This window comes from Chitinivorax sp. B (assembly GCF_005503445.1).
Lineage (GTDB): Bacteria > Pseudomonadota > Gammaproteobacteria > Burkholderiales > SCOH01 > Chitinivorax.
The window spans coordinates 195,846-211,516 of sequence record NZ_SCOH01000004.1 but is presented as its reverse complement, the minus strand read 5'-3'; the positions used below and the strand labels follow the sequence as shown (position 1 = coordinate 211,516).

Annotated in this window: 17 protein-coding genes and 2 pseudogenes; 5 read left to right on the top strand and 14 right to left on the bottom strand. The window is 53.3% G+C overall.

The features are described from left to right. Positions 1-113: pseudogene (locus FFS57_RS25720) on the bottom strand (IS5/IS1182 family transposase); the annotation flags it as partial. A 144-nt stretch (positions 114-257) separates the two neighbouring features. Here FFS57_RS25720 and FFS57_RS25130 point away from each other — a divergent pair. From FFS57_RS25130 to FFS57_RS04555, 3 genes and pseudogenes are all read left to right on the top strand, one after another. Beyond that, positions 258-431: a hypothetical protein gene (locus FFS57_RS25130; protein WP_171013577.1), complete on the top strand. Its 174-nt coding sequence runs from the start codon at positions 258-260 to the stop codon at positions 429-431. Then, positions 388-594, top strand: a pseudogene (locus FFS57_RS04560) (ATP-binding protein); the annotation flags it as partial. The gene FFS57_RS25130 and the pseudogene FFS57_RS04560, both read left to right, overlap by 44 nt. A 269-nt stretch (positions 595-863) precedes the next feature. After that, positions 864-1,268, top strand: coding sequence for an RICIN domain-containing protein (locus FFS57_RS04555; protein ID WP_137936576.1), 405 nt, complete (start codon positions 864-866; stop codon positions 1,266-1,268). An 851-nt stretch (positions 1,269-2,119) separates the two neighbouring features. Here the strand turns inward: FFS57_RS04555 and FFS57_RS04550 are convergent. From FFS57_RS04550 to FFS57_RS04510, 11 genes are all read right to left on the bottom strand, one after another. Next, on the bottom strand, positions 2,120-2,608 hold the full coding sequence (locus FFS57_RS04550) for a hypothetical protein (protein WP_137936575.1): 489 nt from the start codon (positions 2,606-2,608) through the stop codon (positions 2,120-2,122). A gap of 19 nt (positions 2,609-2,627) precedes the next feature. Beyond that, positions 2,628-3,692, bottom strand: coding sequence for an extracellular catalytic domain type 2 short-chain-length polyhydroxyalkanoate depolymerase (locus FFS57_RS04545; protein ID WP_137936574.1), 1,065 nt, complete (start codon positions 3,690-3,692; stop codon positions 2,628-2,630). Between the two features lie 879 nt (positions 3,693-4,571). After that, positions 4,572-4,997 (bottom strand): hypothetical protein, encoded by a 426-nt coding sequence (locus FFS57_RS25125; RefSeq protein ID WP_171013613.1) that lies wholly within the window; start codon positions 4,995-4,997, stop codon positions 4,572-4,574. Positions 4,998-5,083: 86 nt separating this feature from the next. Continuing rightward, positions 5,084-5,569, bottom strand: a complete 486-nt coding sequence (locus FFS57_RS04540; RefSeq protein WP_137936573.1) for a VOC family protein — start codon at positions 5,567-5,569, stop codon at positions 5,084-5,086. Between the two features lie 149 nt (positions 5,570-5,718). Further along, positions 5,719-6,078 carry a DUF6869 domain-containing protein gene (locus FFS57_RS25120; protein WP_171013611.1) on the bottom strand — a complete coding sequence of 120 codons (360 nt, stop codon included), beginning with the start codon at positions 6,076-6,078 and terminating at the stop codon, positions 5,719-5,721. A gap of 99 nt (positions 6,079-6,177) precedes the next feature. Further along, on the bottom strand, positions 6,178-6,771 hold the full coding sequence (locus FFS57_RS04535) for a hypothetical protein (protein ID WP_137936572.1): 594 nt from the start codon (positions 6,769-6,771) through the stop codon (positions 6,178-6,180). 94 nt (positions 6,772-6,865) lie between these two features. Next, the gene (locus tag FFS57_RS04530) at positions 6,866-7,852 is read right to left on the bottom strand and encodes an SDH family Clp fold serine proteinase (protein WP_137936571.1); all 987 of its coding nucleotides are present in this window, start codon (positions 7,850-7,852) and stop codon (positions 6,866-6,868) included. Continuing rightward, a complete protein-coding gene (locus tag FFS57_RS04525; RefSeq protein WP_137936570.1) occupies positions 7,836-8,027 on the bottom strand; it encodes a hypothetical protein in 192 nt (63 codons plus the stop codon). Before FFS57_RS04525 ends, FFS57_RS04530 begins: the two co-directional genes overlap by 17 nt. A gap of 88 nt (positions 8,028-8,115) precedes the next feature. Further along, a complete protein-coding gene (locus FFS57_RS04520; protein ID WP_137936569.1) occupies positions 8,116-8,493 on the bottom strand; it encodes a DUF4160 domain-containing protein in 378 nt (125 codons plus the stop codon). 88 nt (positions 8,494-8,581) lie between these two features. Beyond that, a complete protein-coding gene (locus tag FFS57_RS04515; RefSeq protein ID WP_137936568.1) occupies positions 8,582-9,124 on the bottom strand; it encodes a lysophospholipid acyltransferase family protein in 543 nt (180 codons plus the stop codon). A 631-nt stretch (positions 9,125-9,755) separates the two neighbouring features. After that, a complete protein-coding gene (locus tag FFS57_RS04510) occupies positions 9,756-10,319 on the bottom strand; it encodes a hypothetical protein (protein ID WP_137936567.1) in 564 nt (187 codons plus the stop codon). Positions 10,320-10,657: 338 nt separating this feature from the next. Between FFS57_RS04510 and FFS57_RS04505 the strand changes: the two genes are divergently transcribed. Continuing rightward, positions 10,658-10,756 (top strand): IS4/Tn5 family transposase DNA-binding protein, encoded by a 99-nt coding sequence (locus FFS57_RS04505; protein WP_249383877.1) that lies wholly within the window; start codon positions 10,658-10,660, stop codon positions 10,754-10,756. Between the two features lie 58 nt (positions 10,757-10,814). Here the strand turns inward: FFS57_RS04505 and FFS57_RS04500 are convergent, their stop codons facing one another. Further along, positions 10,815-11,201 (bottom strand): DUF488 domain-containing protein, encoded by a 387-nt coding sequence (locus FFS57_RS04500; RefSeq protein ID WP_137936566.1) that lies wholly within the window; start codon positions 11,199-11,201, stop codon positions 10,815-10,817. Between the two features lie 15 nt (positions 11,202-11,216). Beyond that, on the bottom strand, positions 11,217-12,146 hold the full coding sequence (locus FFS57_RS04495; RefSeq protein WP_137936565.1) for a pyridoxal-phosphate dependent enzyme: 930 nt from the start codon (positions 12,144-12,146) through the stop codon (positions 11,217-11,219). 250 nt (positions 12,147-12,396) lie between these two features. On the opposite strand from FFS57_RS04495, the gene FFS57_RS04490 reads away from it, so the two are divergent. Continuing rightward, positions 12,397-15,438, top strand: coding sequence for a S41 family peptidase (locus tag FFS57_RS04490; RefSeq protein ID WP_171013609.1), 3,042 nt, complete (start codon positions 12,397-12,399; stop codon positions 15,436-15,438). Positions 15,439-15,671: the final 233 nt, after the last annotated feature.

The window sequence follows — 15,671 nt, the reverse complement described above, 5'->3', positions numbered from 1 at the left end:
TGAGGCCAGGGCAGCAGTGCATCCAGTCGGGTCAGAAACAGCTCACGCCGTGTCTTTTTCTTTTTGCCAGCGTACTCGATGTCGCTGAAACTCAGTTGACCCGATGCTTGCATGGCAGGGCTCTCTCGAAAGGCGGGACGCTGCTAGTTTACCGAAAACTGGATTCGTGCAGAGATGCCTAAACAGCGTACAAAAGTTTCCACCTTGGGGTGTGCAACCATCCGGTTTTGTTGCCGGAGTTATTTGGGATGTTATCCATGGACATCATTGCCGAAATCCGCCGGCGTTATTTCGTCGGTCACGAATCAATCAGTGCGATTGCCCGCAGCCTGAGTCTCTCGCGCCCCACTGTACGCAAACATCTGAACACCCCGCCTCCTTCCGTCATCGGGTGGGGCGGTGCTATTCCACCTCATCAGCCAGTTGTATGAGAAGACCAGTTTGATCGTGACCACCAATCTGTCGTTTGGTGAGTGGGTAAGTGTATTTGGCGACGCCAAGATGACAACGGCGCTGCTTGATTGTGAAATCCTGGAAACAGGGAATGACTCCTTTCGTTTCAAGCAGCGTAGAAAAGGGGCCGAAACCCGCTGATCTACTGGAAACTATTGCACGCTGTTACCTGGAAAGTCTTGGGCACTGTTTGATACTGATTCTAACAAGTCCGCACATTACCCAGCATAAAAACGTTTTCACGCTAGGTAATTTCTCTTATAATGCGACGATCTATATCGTCTCCCGCAATCAATTCAAAATAGAAGTACTATTTTCCGGAATAGACCAAATTTATATCAATTAGTAGTGCGAACGGACTAAATATCAATGTTACCGTCAATATTTAATACGGGGATTAAGGAGTAGTAATGCAGCACAGCTCTCAAAAAACGCTTTTGGCAGCCCTTTTCACTTTGCTGTCAACCTCTGCAATGGCAGATTCTTTTCAGAATCGCTGGGAAGATGCTACTCAGCCTTTAACAGTAAACGGAAACAGCCAGTTTACCCTGGAAGATTCAGGTGAAGGCTTTATCAGGATAAAAGAAAAATTCAGCAATAAATATTTGAACATTGAGACTGGCTCACTCAATAGTTCGCCCATTAGCACAGGCTGGTTCAGCGCCCAGTGGAAACTGATTCAGACTGGCGATGGCTGGTTTCGCCTGCAAAACAGATGGAAACCGGATCAATACATTCACGTGGAAACGGGAAGTGCCAAGGCAGGGTCAATTGAGTCTGGCTGGCACAGTGCGCAGTGGCAAATTAATAAGTAATCTGCCACTTTGAGCGTGCCGGAAGCACGCACTACCTGGTCGAGTAGCCTGAGGGTGGATGGCTACTCGACCAATTAGCCATCCACCCTAGACCTTGCTCTCGGCGAGAGGTGTCGCAGTGGGGGCATAACTGTCGTTCCAATCTGGGGTAGTAAGCCGGAACCCCAGAATATGTAGAGCACAGCATATTCGGCGGTTCCGGCTTACTACCCTAATCCTAATCGTAGGGGTCAGAGTGGTTGATTTCGGCGGATAACTGCCGCCAGCGGCGAAGTACTGGCCAGCTACCAATACAACCGCGAACGGCAACCTGACCCTGAAGACGGTCGGCAATGTCAAACACGCCTTCCAGTACAACAGCCAGCAACAACTGACCCAAATCAATCTGGATAGCGCCGCCGGTACGCTACTGGGCCGCTACCGTTACGATGCCGACGGCAAGCGCATCGGCCGCAGCGATGGCGCCGGCAGTCAGGATGACCAGTATCTGAGTGACGATATCATTGCCGGCTACCCAACCGGGCAATACCAAACCCCGCTGTGGCGCACCGTGATGACCCGCTGCTGCGCATCACCCCCAAAGGCACCCAGGTCTACCATAGTGTTGGCTTGGGTAGTATTGCCGGGCGGGATCGAACTTTCATATGACATAAAAGCTGGGCGGGGAACGAAACGTCAAATTGGGAAAATGCGCGAAATCACGAGTGGTTTTATGCCCGCTGCGTTCCTGTGATTGTCAAAGTGCGTATTCCTTGCACGAGAATTGACTAATTAAATATGCCAAATCATACACATAAATGCGATTGGCAAGTTTGATCCCGCCCTGGATGTAATCGAGCTGTTACAAACAATCACGCTACCTGTGCTGTTTCGCTCTCTTTACGCTTTGTCTTGCTGGCATTACTGGGTAAAAGGGTTTGTGTGAATGGCGGAGTGGTTGGTTGGGCATTGTGCGGTAGATATTGGCTAGCCCAATAACCATAATTGACTTCGAAATTTTCTTGAAGCTCAGCCATGTCGACGACCTGATCACCCCAGATCTGTACCATACGGGCAGTCAGGTTGAACCCCTGCTCAAACAGTTTGGAGGTGGTGTTGGCCTTACTTAATTGCAATGTGGAATGCCACCAGTCGTGCCAGTTGTTAAGCCAATCTTGTTGTTGAAGTACCAGCTTTTGAACAGTGGCTTGCTGTAAGCCTGACAAGCCAATCCAGATGTCAGGGTTCATGCTGAACGGCAGTAGGCTCAGTGTAGCGCTTAGATTATGAAAGGCCCGGGTACTGGTGTTGCCCAGTACAGAGTTTTTGCGGTTAATCAGGGGCGAAGAGGTGTCCAGCATGAGATTTCCTTTGTGTGAATTAACCGCCCAAGCGGCGGAGCATGGCATGAATGGCGCGGATTTGTACGGCGTTGCGTGAGTAATAGTCCGGATATTGCGGATCTGGGCTGGTATACCCCCACCAGTCCCAGCAGCCGTCTGGGTTTTGTGCTGCATCGCTATCAGACCCCTGCGCCTGTGGGAACAGTATGATCAGGTTATTGGTGTCGGCGATCGTGGTGTAACCTGTGGTGGTGATATACCGGTTGCCATAGGGTGGCTGATTGGCAACGTTTGCTTGGCCGAGTACAAAATTCACATATTGATAGCCTTGCTTGCAGCCATGCAATGCAATATGGACGCGAGCCGTGGCGCCATCCGCCACCGACTGTGGTACATAAACATAGCCAAATCGGCTCATGCTGGCTGCAGCTTGATCTCCGAAGAACTCGGTTTGGTCAAATCGCAGCAATTTGCCGCTTAATTGCTCGGCGGGTTTTACCAAATCAGGGTAGAGATGCCTCAGGATTTGATGGGATTGCATGAAGCCACCGTTATTGAGGTAAGGTGGCAAATTGGCAGCTAAGGCTGAATCTTCGGGATTGTCGGTGATCAAGGAATGTCCAGCGGGCACATCGTCAAAGTAGGCGATTTGCGCGTCAGGTACACCTAGTAATCTATACATCTGTCGTGTCTGTACCACAACGGACGATTTCACAACGTTATCGCAACTGCCGGTGAAGATGTAAACACGCTGGCGTGCCAGGTTGCTCAAGGGGGCGATCATTTTGTCACGTTCCGCCTCTTGTGCCAGTTTTACAGAATGCTGAGCACTGGGTGCCTGTGCCGGTGTCAGTGGTGACATGCAAAGTTGCAAGGCGTTCAACTCGTATGCATCTTCTGCCAATGCGGCGGAATGCCGAAATGTTTCGACTCCCCGATATGGCCCGCCCGCCACGATACCGGCTCCACAAAAGCTCTCAGAATGAGCGAGGTGCAACTGCACCGTCATGAATGCGCCTGATGAAAGGCCGGAAACGGAACTCTGGCCTTTCTCCACCTTGTATTCACTTAGTTGAACGATGCCAGATGAGATGTTGATCATGCTAATACCTCCTTGTTGATCAAGTGGTTATTGGCGATGCTTCTGGTTTTATTGTTGACAGGCAATATGAATTTGAAGTGACGTTTTCATGTAATCCTTAGGCGTACAACGAGGTAACTAAGTCATGTCTGCAAAGTAATCCTGTCACTTGTTGAACATTGCTATTGGCATGTTACGTCGCAACAAGGGGCGGATATTGGCTCCGTTTTTACATGGGACAGGTAATGCCAATGATCCGATGCGGGCAAGTGGCGGTTCACCGGTTGTCGATTCATACCTGATGAATAGCAATGTGGTTTGCTGTCAGGCGTTTCACTGGCGGGTGAATCGCCAATTCCAGGCGAATAGCACCACTGGCGCCCTATCCAGCAGTATCTGTCGGTACCGGTTGACATACTGCGCGACGTTGGTGAGCGGTCAAACTTTGGGCAGAAGCCATCGAACCGATGGGTATGGATCGGTTGATCGGTGTGGATGGACTGGCAGTACTCGGCCATTTGGTGGATCCCTGCCTGGTCAAGACTCCTTCAATATAGTGCACCGCAACAAAATTTGTTCAACAAGTGACAGGTTTACCTCGCTGTAAATCAGCCTGTAACAACTGGCCCAGATCAGCCTGGACGCTGCTGGGCAGAATTCGCGAGGTAATTCGACAAGTGGCAGTTGGTTGAGCAATCTATCCCGCACGCTGAAAGGAGAACGGCAACAGCTCAAGAACGATGTGGGCTTTGCAGTCAATCACCCATCGCTTTCCGGGAGGTACTCCCAGCCTGTAAATCAGCGTGCAAAACTTTCCAGAAGGTAGGTTTTTGGCGCTGTTTGCAGGCTGGCCGTGGGCCAGCCCCCTTGACGGAGCGGTCAGGCGTCTTTGCGATGTGCCTACTTGATATAGGTGAGTGGCATCCAGTGCGTAGGCTCATATGAAGCCAGTTGGAACAACGGAAAGATGATGTTCAGGTGCCGACCTGTCAGCATCGCGTTACAAGTGCCAGTGCTGACATATCCAAACCGGAACCGCGTGAACTGGCCTTTCTCAGGCCCGCTCATTCTCGGCTCATCGAAGTAGAAGAGAACTTCCTGACCCTCTGGTGGCCATAGCCGCTCGGCGGCAAGGCTACTGTTCGGCGGCCTAATACTTACCCACTGGGCTGGAAGTTCATCGTACTTCTTCTTGTCCATACACTTGCTATTAGCATTTGTAGCTACTAGGGAAGAGAGAGCCCAAACAAGCGTGACCAACGCCAGCCTCTTCGTGGAGTCCCGGTGCCACATGTTGCATCTCAAATACGGTTCGTGGTTCAGCATGGTTTTCTTCCAAGATGTCTAACGCCTGAATTAAGCCGCACCGCGAAGCGGCGTCGGCTTGAATGAATTGTTAGACCGCCCACATCTCAACCGCGAAAGGCCGCCTCGATCGCGGCAATGTCGATTTTCCTCATCGTCATCATCGCATCGAACGCCCGTTTGGCGGCTACGCGGTCGGGACTGGTGAATGCTTTCGTTAGGGCGATCGGCGCAATCTGCCAAGAGATGCCCCACTTGTCCTTGCACCAGCCGCACTCGCTCTCCTGACCGCCGTTGCCGATGATCGCGTTCCAGTAGCGATCCGTTTCGCTTTGGTCTTCGGTCGCAACCTGAAACGAGAACGCTTCGTTGTGCTTGAACGCGGGTCCGCCGTTAAGCCCGAGGCATGCAACGCCCAGCACGGTGAACTCGACAGTCAATACGTCCCCTTCTTTTCCCGATGGATAATCCCCAGGTGCGCGATGCACCGCGCCGACCGACGAGTCGGGAAATGTCTCGGCGTAAAATCGCGCGGCGTCCTCGGCGTCGTCATCGTACCAAAGGCAGATCGTGTTCTTTGCAATCTTTGTCATGTCATCACTCCGTTGAGATTAGGGTTTACACCGTTCAGCACGGCTCCAACGTGTTTCGCATGGGCGGTCTAACGATTAAGCTAACGGACGGCCAAAAGCGCAGCTTTTGGCCGTCCAGTGAACGAAGTGAGCGGCAGTTGAGCGCATTGTTAGCCCTTGCCGAGGATTGATTGTATGCGCTGCCAAACACCTTCCTCTATTTCATTTCTCCAAACGCCTTGAAGCAGATATTTGAATTTACTGCTCTTTGATGCAAGCGCCTCAACGCGATCAATAAACTCAGGCCCTGCGCTTGCAAGTAGGTCTTCTAATGGACCAGCAGCCAGGTAGCTTGCGACTCTTTCTGATAGATCTCTTTCAGATGTATGGCAGATGAACTCCCATAGCTGTTCGTGGCTCCCTTTTAGCCACAGATCTGTCAGGAACGACTCTGTCCTCGGGAGTTCGGAGTCATCACTCAGTGCATCTATATCTTTTATCCACTCAGTTGCAAATTGTTCTAGGTTCATGCTGTGGGTTGCACTGCAACAATTGGGGCTAACGCCTGAGTTAAGGGGCGCGCGCTTGCGTGCGTCCCAGCGCCCGAAGGGCGCGACTTGAACGAGTTGTTAGGGCTGGGTAAGCTCTGCACTGTGCACACCATGCCCAAAAGAAAAAAGCAGTTCTTTCGGCTCGGGGCGTGCCGAATGAATTTTCTCAAGCACCGCTTTCACATCTTCTCTAACCTGATTGACAAACGTTGAGTCTTTTATTAGGCGCTCCCAATCAGTTAGAGGTATCTCACCAAGGAAGTTGTCTAGCCCATCATTAATATCTCTCAACACCTGCTTTGGCCTCAGTTCTTGGCTGCGGCCATGTGCCATGGTATTTCTGAAACTAAGTAGTTTAATAACTGTTTGGAGAGGCCGCTTTCCTTGCCCTTCTGGGAAATCCACCTTCAGAGTTTCACAGATCAGTTCAAGTTTTCCCCAAGGAGAGAGCCTCTCTAATTCGGGCCAGCACTCAAACACTACTGGGCCGACGTGATTAAGGTATGCCTCAAATGAGAAGGCCGTGAGAATCACGCTAGATAAGAACTGCCATGTCGAGCCCTTAGGTTCCTCTACGCCCCTTTCAAGAACACAGTCAGAGGCATGCCAAAGTTCTGAATAGGTATGAACAGTACGTTCTTTCACGACAACTGCTTTGGGTGGCTTTTTCATACCGTGAACCCTAACGTATCAAGTAACCAGCCCGCGCCACTGACGCCAAGCCGAAGGAAAAAGCACTATTTCGCGGGTCTGGTTGACTGCCGGGTTAGCCTTCCGTCGCCTCGTCATCTGGATTTGGGATTGGACTTTGAAGTCGCGGCTGACCGTTGGCATGCCGCTGCATTTGAGGCGACGCCATGAGAACTTGCTGGGCTTGGAGGATGAACGCCATTCCATTTTGGTTCTCGATGATCTTAAATGCCGAAGTGCTGGAAAGGGTGTGGAAGTAGATATGGTGGACCGAGAGAACCTTGTCTTGCAGCTTCTGGTCGGATTCGAGATCGTGCACCTTTAGCCCAATCTCCTTGCATTTTGCGGCCGATAAATGGCGATTGTGGGCGAGGCTTACCGAGTGGTCGCCCAGCTCACGGATGATGTTCTCAACGATCACATCTCTGCTCTGCTCCGCAGCCAGCATATTTCGCTTGAGCCAACCATCAACTAAGGACGTTGACCAAGTGATTGCCTTTTCACACTCACCCAAGAACGCCGGGTTGTATTTCGCGATGATGGGTTGCCAGACCGGTATGGTGCGAGGATCGTTCACGACGTCATCGTAGGCACGCTTGAACTCCTCCAGCACACCGTGAGCGGGGATGCCTCCGAATTGTGGGTCGATTGGCCCAAGAGACGATTGTTTTCCCATCCAAATCTCGCGGGCAGAGCAAGCGATCATCGTTCCAGCAGACATGGCCATCTGCGGAACAAAGCAACGAACATTGCCAGCGAACTTGCTCCAGAGGTAGTCAACTATTGATTCGGTCGCTGCCGTATCGCCGCCAGGCGTGTGCAAGATAAGGTCGAGGCCCTTCGAAGTATCGAGCCCATTTATCGTTGTCATCAGGCCGTTCTTGTCGGTGTCGTTGACGGCTACGGCGGCCCCCAACTCAGGCTTCTGAAGCCAGCCGCTGTAGTAGCAGATGACATTCCGCTTGGTGTACTTTGAGAGGTCGCTAATGTACTTGCGCCGAAGGACGTCAAAGGGGCTTCCGAGTTGGCCAATTTCCTTTATCAGCTCAGACCAATTTGGCATCTTGCTCCTCCTTCTTTACGATCCGCCGCTCACCATTTTCGACAACGACAGTTTCGACAACTACGCGCTTCGCTGGGCGACGAAGGTGTAGCGCTGGCTCCACAAGATGCCGCAGGTTGTCACAATTTTCGGCTGTGATCTGGAACCGATCGTATAGCTTCTCGAACTCGGACATGCGGAATCTCCAGCTTGTTTGGGAAGGCTAACGTGAAGGTAACCGGCGCTGCGCGGCTTCATCGCGCAGCGTCCGGTTGACCGAAGGGTTATGCATTGCCCGCAAGCTCGGCCACCAGCAAACTGGGATCGCCCCCCGATTGGACTTTTGACCAAATCTTGAGCAAGGCATCGCTGTTAACAGAAATCCACTCAATAACCGACTTATCGTACTTCCGATGCAATGAACCTTCGATTCTGGCTGGCGGATCAATAGAAAAGCTTGCCACATGATGTTGGCTACCATAGTCGACATGAATATGCGGCATTGAGTGCCCTCGCTCCTGGTACATTTTTAGCTTTATGTCTTTGAGCCTCAAGATTAGAAACTCTGGGAAGCGAGAGCTAGTTTGGCGACGTGGCTCAGTAAGCAAATCAATTTGCGCTAGGTCACGCTGCAACTGCTTCAATTTGTCTTCGTAGCTCATGCGAATTGCAATGCATAACGTTCGACGTAAGGGGCGGCTTGCGCCTTGGCGCAAGACGTCCCCTTGACGGAGGGGTTAGGTCTCGCGCTCACGGCAGACTACCAATGCCGGCCACTGCTACACCACCTGCTGAGATGATGACCACTGCTTGGAGGAGGACGATGACTGCTGTGGACTGGGACAGCTTGGCGATGTAGCGCTGGCCGGCTGCGATATCTCCTGACTTCGATCGCTGCATGGACCATGCTGCTATCCAGCGGTAGGGTGGAAACAGCCCGCGAGAGAACTCGGAAATGAAAACATCGACATCGAAGGGCTCCTGCCCTTCCTGAAGTTGGGCGGCGAGTGCCTGACCGTCCTCTTGGCTTCCGATGCCCGCGCTGACCATGCCAATGAGGAGCTTTGCCAATAGGCCAAGGAGCAAACTGCCCAGTAGCAGGGCCATGGCTAGCTTCAGACACTTCAGCGATAGCGACGGCGAGATCTTCTCGACGTTGCTGATGACGAGCGAGAAGGCTGCTCCAGTAGCCACCATGAGCCAGCCGTTGAGGGTGGCGATTGATTCATTAGCGCGTTTCGTTGCCGCATGCAAGGCATTGGCGGCCACTGTGACTTCACGGTAGTGATTCATGCGGCGCTCCATTAAGGGCTTCGGGAGACCTAACGTTCGACGTAAGGGGCGGCCCGCTTGCGGGACGTCCCCTTGACGGAGTGGTTAGGCGAACCCGGTTGAGCAAGGGGACGACCGGAACGCGATGCTGCGACCGCCGGAAGCGACTGAGTTGACTGCCCTGAGGCACGACCGTGGCGCGTGGAGACTTCAGGCATTTGGTATTCGAAGTTAGGCCAACCCTTGCAGTACTGTTTCTGCCGGCGGCCGGCCAACCGCGGCGACCGTGAAAGGGCAGAGACTCGTGCCACGCTGCCGACGATGGAATGTGCCGGCAACCTTCTTGGACGCTTGGCGAACAGCGATGATCTCCGACATGTGCCCAGGCTGGCAAGAAGACGGCTGGAACGGCTACGGAGCGTGCGCTGGCCGCCGAAGGACGGACAGCCCAAGCCGACGCTGAAGTGAGCACGCCTCTCCCATGGGCATGAGGCATCGAGACTGAGACATCGAGCAGCTGGGAGTGGCAGATGAGGCATGAAATCAGCCTTCAACTCGCGTTGCCTAACGTGAAGGTAACCGGCCGCCGGAGCGCGCAGCGCGGAGGGAATCCAACAGCGCAGCTGTTGGGCGGTCCGTGTTGACCGTAGGGTTAGGTGGCATTATTTTCGACCGGTGTTTCAAGACTTTTGACAACGGCGGCGATGTCTTGGCAAGTAGCATCAAGACTTGAGCTCATTTCACCCACTGTTTTGAAAAAATCATCAAACATACCTGCATCCAATTGGCGGTGAAGACGAAGCGCCATTTCAGTTTTGTCTATGAATTGGCGAACGGTCGAGCCGAGCACCATCGTGTGCGTGACCAAGGAATGGGGAATTGAATGAAGCGGGACTGCGCTCAAATATGAATCTATCCGGTGCAGTTCTCCAAGGTCACAGTGAGTAAGGCCCTCAGCAACACGATGAATTGCCTCGCGGTCTTTCAATTGCCCTGTGATGTGCTTCATTGCGATGGACGAGTTTGTTGCCAAGACTGACAAGGTTTTCGCTGCATCAACTTGCGCAGTGCGCTGCTCAGTCATGTGCAAATTGAGCGCATTTCTGTGTTGCAGCGTGGCTTGGTGCTTGGCAATCCAGGCAGCAGCAACAATGGCTGCGATGGAGCCAGCCGCCTGAAACCAAGCTGCCCATTCCGCGCTAGTAAGTTCGGACAAAAAGCATAACGTATGCATAAGAGCCTATGCCACCTAACGTGTGATAGACACCTTTCAAGGTGCCTATCTAGAAATTTACGGTGTATAACGGTCAGGCCACTCGCCCAACCGCTACCTTTCCCCACCGTGCAAACACGCCTCTATTGGTAATTGTGATTAATACATTGGTAATTGCAACAAGGTGTTACATGCCACATATTGCAACTGGCAGTGACTCGTCACCGTGTCGCGAATTCGGGCCTTTTCTTGCTCTGTGATTCTCAACCCACCTGTTGTGGGTAGCAAACATCCGGCCCGTTATGCCTCATGCCCGTCTGAACCACGGAAGGGACAAACGAATGAATTGGGTGCAGCAGGAATTTGAGGTACTGAATTTGGGCGACCCACGCCTGAACCGCCGTGCGGTGCTGCTGGCAAAGTGGACTGGTCATTTCTAGCGAGGGGATGAACGGCGGTAGTGCCGGCAAGTTTGTTATCGATACGTCATGGGCGTGGTCAGGCAAGCTTGGCGCCACGTTCTGTCAGTAACGCTCTCAACAATGAACGATGGCAACGGGATTCATCTTCACAATAACAGCCGACCGAGAAATTGCTGTGATGTGATAAGGCGGCCAGTACATCCAGTGTACGACTTTGATCGGGCACGGCCATTTCTGCCCGGTAACGTTTACGGAAGGCCTGCCAATCGGCATCGCTCTTGGCATCTTTGCCCAACTGCATCAGTTCGGTGCTGGGGGCCAGGTTGGGATACCAGACGTCGTACCAGTTCTGGGTGGCAAATTCTGCTTTGGGTACGCCGCGTGGCGGCCGTCTGACGGTACCAATCCGGGTGCCTTCATTTGGCAAACGTGGTGTACCTAGCCTGAGAATGTGGATTGTCATTGGCTTTACCCCTTGTCAGGCTTGATTTGCCAATTGATCGGCCCATGACCGGAGCTGCGAAACCGTGGCTGTAACGCCACCACATACAATAAACAATACGGTCTGGAAATTTGCCAATTCGGTTTGGTAGTCATATGCCAAGGCCAGGGCTGCGCCACAGGCGGGCTCGACTACTATGCGATGATCGTGCAGAAAATGTTCGCAGGCGTTGATGGCTGACCGATCCGACACAACAATGCTTCGAATTGGGTGCCGGGTGGTCCAGCTGAACGCTTGCTCACAGACCTGTTTTGCGCCCAACGATGTTGCAATGCTGCTGATCCGATCCAGCACTATCCGTTGTCCAGCCTGTATTGACTGATTGAGTGAAGCGGCGCCCTCTGTCTCGACCGCAATCACGGGCACGTTGTTCCAACCATTGCGCCATAATCCTTCCACCACGCCGCATAGTAGGCCACCACCGCCCACTGACAATACGACTGCATCGGGCTTCAACCCTGACTGTGCTACTTCGTCAATCATGCTGGCATGGCCCGGCCATAGCAGCGGGTCATCAAATGGGTGGATCAGTACCCCATCGTCACCTACCAATGATGTTGCCAGCGTATTCGCCTCCTGCCACGACGCACCATGCACAATCAGCTCCGCGCCTTCTTGTCGGATTAGCGCTTTGGCCTGTTCCGTGGCGGTTTCCGGCACGACAACAGTCACCGGTATACCCAGGTGACGACCCGCGTAGGCCACTGCAATCCCGGCATTGCCACCTGATGACGACACAAAACGCTTGGCGCCCTGCGCACGATAAGCTTCACAGGCTGCGCCGATGCCACGAATCTTGAATGATCCAGGTGGTTGCAGGGCTTCCATTTTCAGCCAGACTGAACGCCGATTAGCCAGACTGAGAGCACGGGATTCGATAAGCGGTGTGGTGATATGCAGGGGCATGGTGGTGTATCTGGCGGGAAAAGTACCAGCATAAACGAATTTGCGACGAAATGAACCGAATAGCGGTACAGGTCATGGACTGGCGGGCTTTGGAGGTGAATCGACATGCTAAACTCGCCCGCTTCACTCCGCCGGACCTGTTCCCATGCTCAAGTTGTGCCGTTCTGCATCCAGAATCCCCGCTGACTGGAGACGTTCTCGACCAAAATTTGCCCCATTACTGCCAGGCCTATTGGTGGCACTACCTGCGATGGCTGAGCCACTGGCCTATGAGCCAGCCTTGTCACCGGATGCACAGCAGATTGCCTTTGTTTCGGGTGGGGACATCTGGTTGGCGTCGTCAGCGGGTGGCGAGGCCAAGGCGCTGGTCAGTCATGCTGCGACGGATGGAACCCCTATTTTTTCCCCAGATGGCAAACGGTTGGTCTTCAGCTCCAACCGTAGTGGCAATGGTGATGTGTATGTGCTCGATTTGATGAGCCAAGCGCTGACACGATTGACTTACGATGATCGACCCGAGCAACCCAGTGGTTGGTCGGCAGATGGTCAATGGGTATATTTCCACAGCGTGTTGCATGACATTCAGCGCATGAATGATATCTATCGGGTACGTGTGCGGGGTGGTATGCCAATGCCAGTGGTGCAGCAGCGTTATGTGGAGGAAAAGCGTGGCGTGGCTTCACCAGACGGGCGATGGCTGGCACTGAATACCAGAGGATTTGACCAGTGGTGGCGGCGTGGTGGGGCGCATATCGATCAGGAAGAGTTATGGTTGGCTCCATTATCTCAGCCCGGTGTGTGGCAGCAACTTCACACGCCAGGTAAACATGCTGCCTGGCCGCAGTGGTCGGTGGATGGGCAGGGGTTGTATTACGTGGGACGTCCCGATGGTGTCGAAAATGTGTTTTATCAGCCGGTGGCAGGTCAACCCAAAGCACTAACGCATTTCAAAGATGGCCGGGTGGTGTGGCCCAGTCTCTCTGCGAACGGCGAACAACTGGCTTTTGAGCGGGATTACCGGATTTGGACGGTTGATGTTGCAAGCGGTCGACAACAGGTGTTGTCATTCACGCTGGCAGACCAGCCTGTCCTGCCAGCGCCAGGCGCATTGAAACTGGGGGACAAACTGGAAGAGCTGTTGCTGTCCCCGACAGGTCAACAGCTGGCGTTTATCGCACGGGGTGAGGTGTGGTTGTCGCCGATTACAGGTGGTACTGCCACTCGTCTGACTCAGACTGGCGCCACACAATCCCAACTTGCCTGGTCACCCGATGGCTCGCGACTGGCCTACGTTTCCATGCGCAACGGTGTGGGCGAAATCTGGCAATACGATTTAGCCAGACAGCAGGAAACCCGCCTGACACAGGGTGATGAGTCTGACGCATTTCCATGTTATGCACCGGATGGCCAAGCGCTGGCTTTCATGCGGAATGGCCGTGCCCTGTATCGGCTGGATATGGCCAGCGGGCAAAGTACGTTGTTGGCGACGACCCAGACAGGTCGCCCACCCATCTGGGCGGATTCGCCACTGGCCTGGTCGCCGGATGGTCAATGGCTGGCGTGGGTGGCGTTGAATGACAAGCTGCTGGCACAGGTCATGTTGGTTGGTCGTCAAGGTGGTGTGCCGCAGTCCCTTACACAATTGGCCAGCCCTGGGGTCGGCAAGAAGTTATGGTTTCGCCCGGAGGACCAGGGTTACGGTCAGGCTAGTCTGATTTGGCAAGGCGATGGTCGGACCCTTTGGTGGCGCGCATTTCAACATGCGGAGCAGGGTGGTCGGTGGGTCAGAATTGACCTGGCGCCGCCCGCTGTCCTGCAGGCAGATGGAGAGCCCGTCAAACAGGCTCTTCGTCCAGATGCCAGCTATGCCTTGGCCCATCACAATGTGGTACCACTGTCATTGGATACGCAGTATGGTGCGCTGGCTGCTGATGGCAAAACCTTTGCATTGGTGAGTTTGGCAGCGGGCCAGCCTAATATCTGGCGCTGGCGGATTGGCGAGCCGGCACGGCAGTTGACCGCCAGTGCCGGGACCAAGCATTTTCTGCAGCTGACGGTTGATGGCGAGATGGCCTATTACCTTGAGGGTGGCAAGCCATTTCGGGTATCAATGGCAGGTGGGCAGGCGGAAGCTATCTTGTTGGATGTTGTATTGACACCGGACTTTGCCCAGGAAAAACAGGCGATTTTCAGGGAAAGTTGGCGCCTTCTACAGGACTTCTTCTACGATAGTGCCATGCATCGTCAATCCTGGGCGGCCTTGCAAGCCCATTACCAGCCATTGGTGAATCAGGCGGCGACACGGGATGAGCTGCGTCGTGTCATCCTGTTGATGATTGGTGAATTGAACAGTTCCCATACAGGCCTCAGCGCCCCTAAAAGCGAAACGCAAACCACGCTGGGTCGTTTGGCACTGGATTTTGACCGCAGCCATTACGAACAGCAGGGCCACTTACGTATTGCCAGCGTGGTCGCCGATGGCCCGGCCGCACAAGCTGGCCTGCAATTGGGGGACATCATTCGTGCCGTTGATGGCAAGTCCCTGACGGCCACAGATAATCTGGACGCGTTGCTGGATGGCAAAATCGGCAAAATTGTCCAGTTGATTGTCGATACTGCGCAAGCTCAACACCAAATCCGTTATCTGAAACCCATCAATTTCAACGATGAATCGACACTGCGGTACAAGCAATGGGTGACAGGGCGCCGCATCTATGTTGATCGGGCCAGTGGTGGCAAGCTGGGTTATGTGCATTTGATCGATATGCGTGAAAATTCACTTGATCAATTCCATCTCGACTTGGACCGTACTGTCCACAGCAAGCAAGGCCTGGTGCTGGATGCCCGTAATAACTACGGCGGCATGGTGGATAGCTGGGTGCTCGATACCTTGTCACGGCGAAGCCATTTCACGTTTACGACTCGCCAATTACCGACTGCACCTGGACGACTTGCGGTTGGTCAGCAAACGCTGGAGAAATCCACGGTTTTGGTGACCAATAAATGGACCTTGTCTGACGGCGAAGTGTTGACGGAAGGCTATCGCGCACAGCGGCTTGGCCAAGTGGTCGGCGAGCCGGGAGCAGGTTGGGTGATCTTTACGTCATTCAAGTTGATGGTGGACGGGTCTTTCTTACGCTTACCATTTGGGCAGGTTGTATCAACTGCCGGCGGTGGTGATTTGGAAACGACACCACGCAAGGTGGATCAAATCATTTTTAATCGCTTGGGGGATGAGGAACAGGACCCACAATTGGATGCCGCAGTAACGACTTTATTGAAAAATCGTTGAGCATTGGGGATCAAGTCGTCAGTGCCATCAAATGGCAGCGTTTACAAGATGTAGCGTGGGTTGGCGAATGGCGGGCATTAGGGAAAACGACAGGCCTTGCGTGAAATAATTTGAAAAATAGTGGTTTATCAGAAATGTATATGCATTTTTCGCAATGAAATAGCACTCTTCTTGCATTTTTTCGCAAAAAACATCAATCTCGGCCAGCGAATGTATCGAGCTCCTGGGCTATA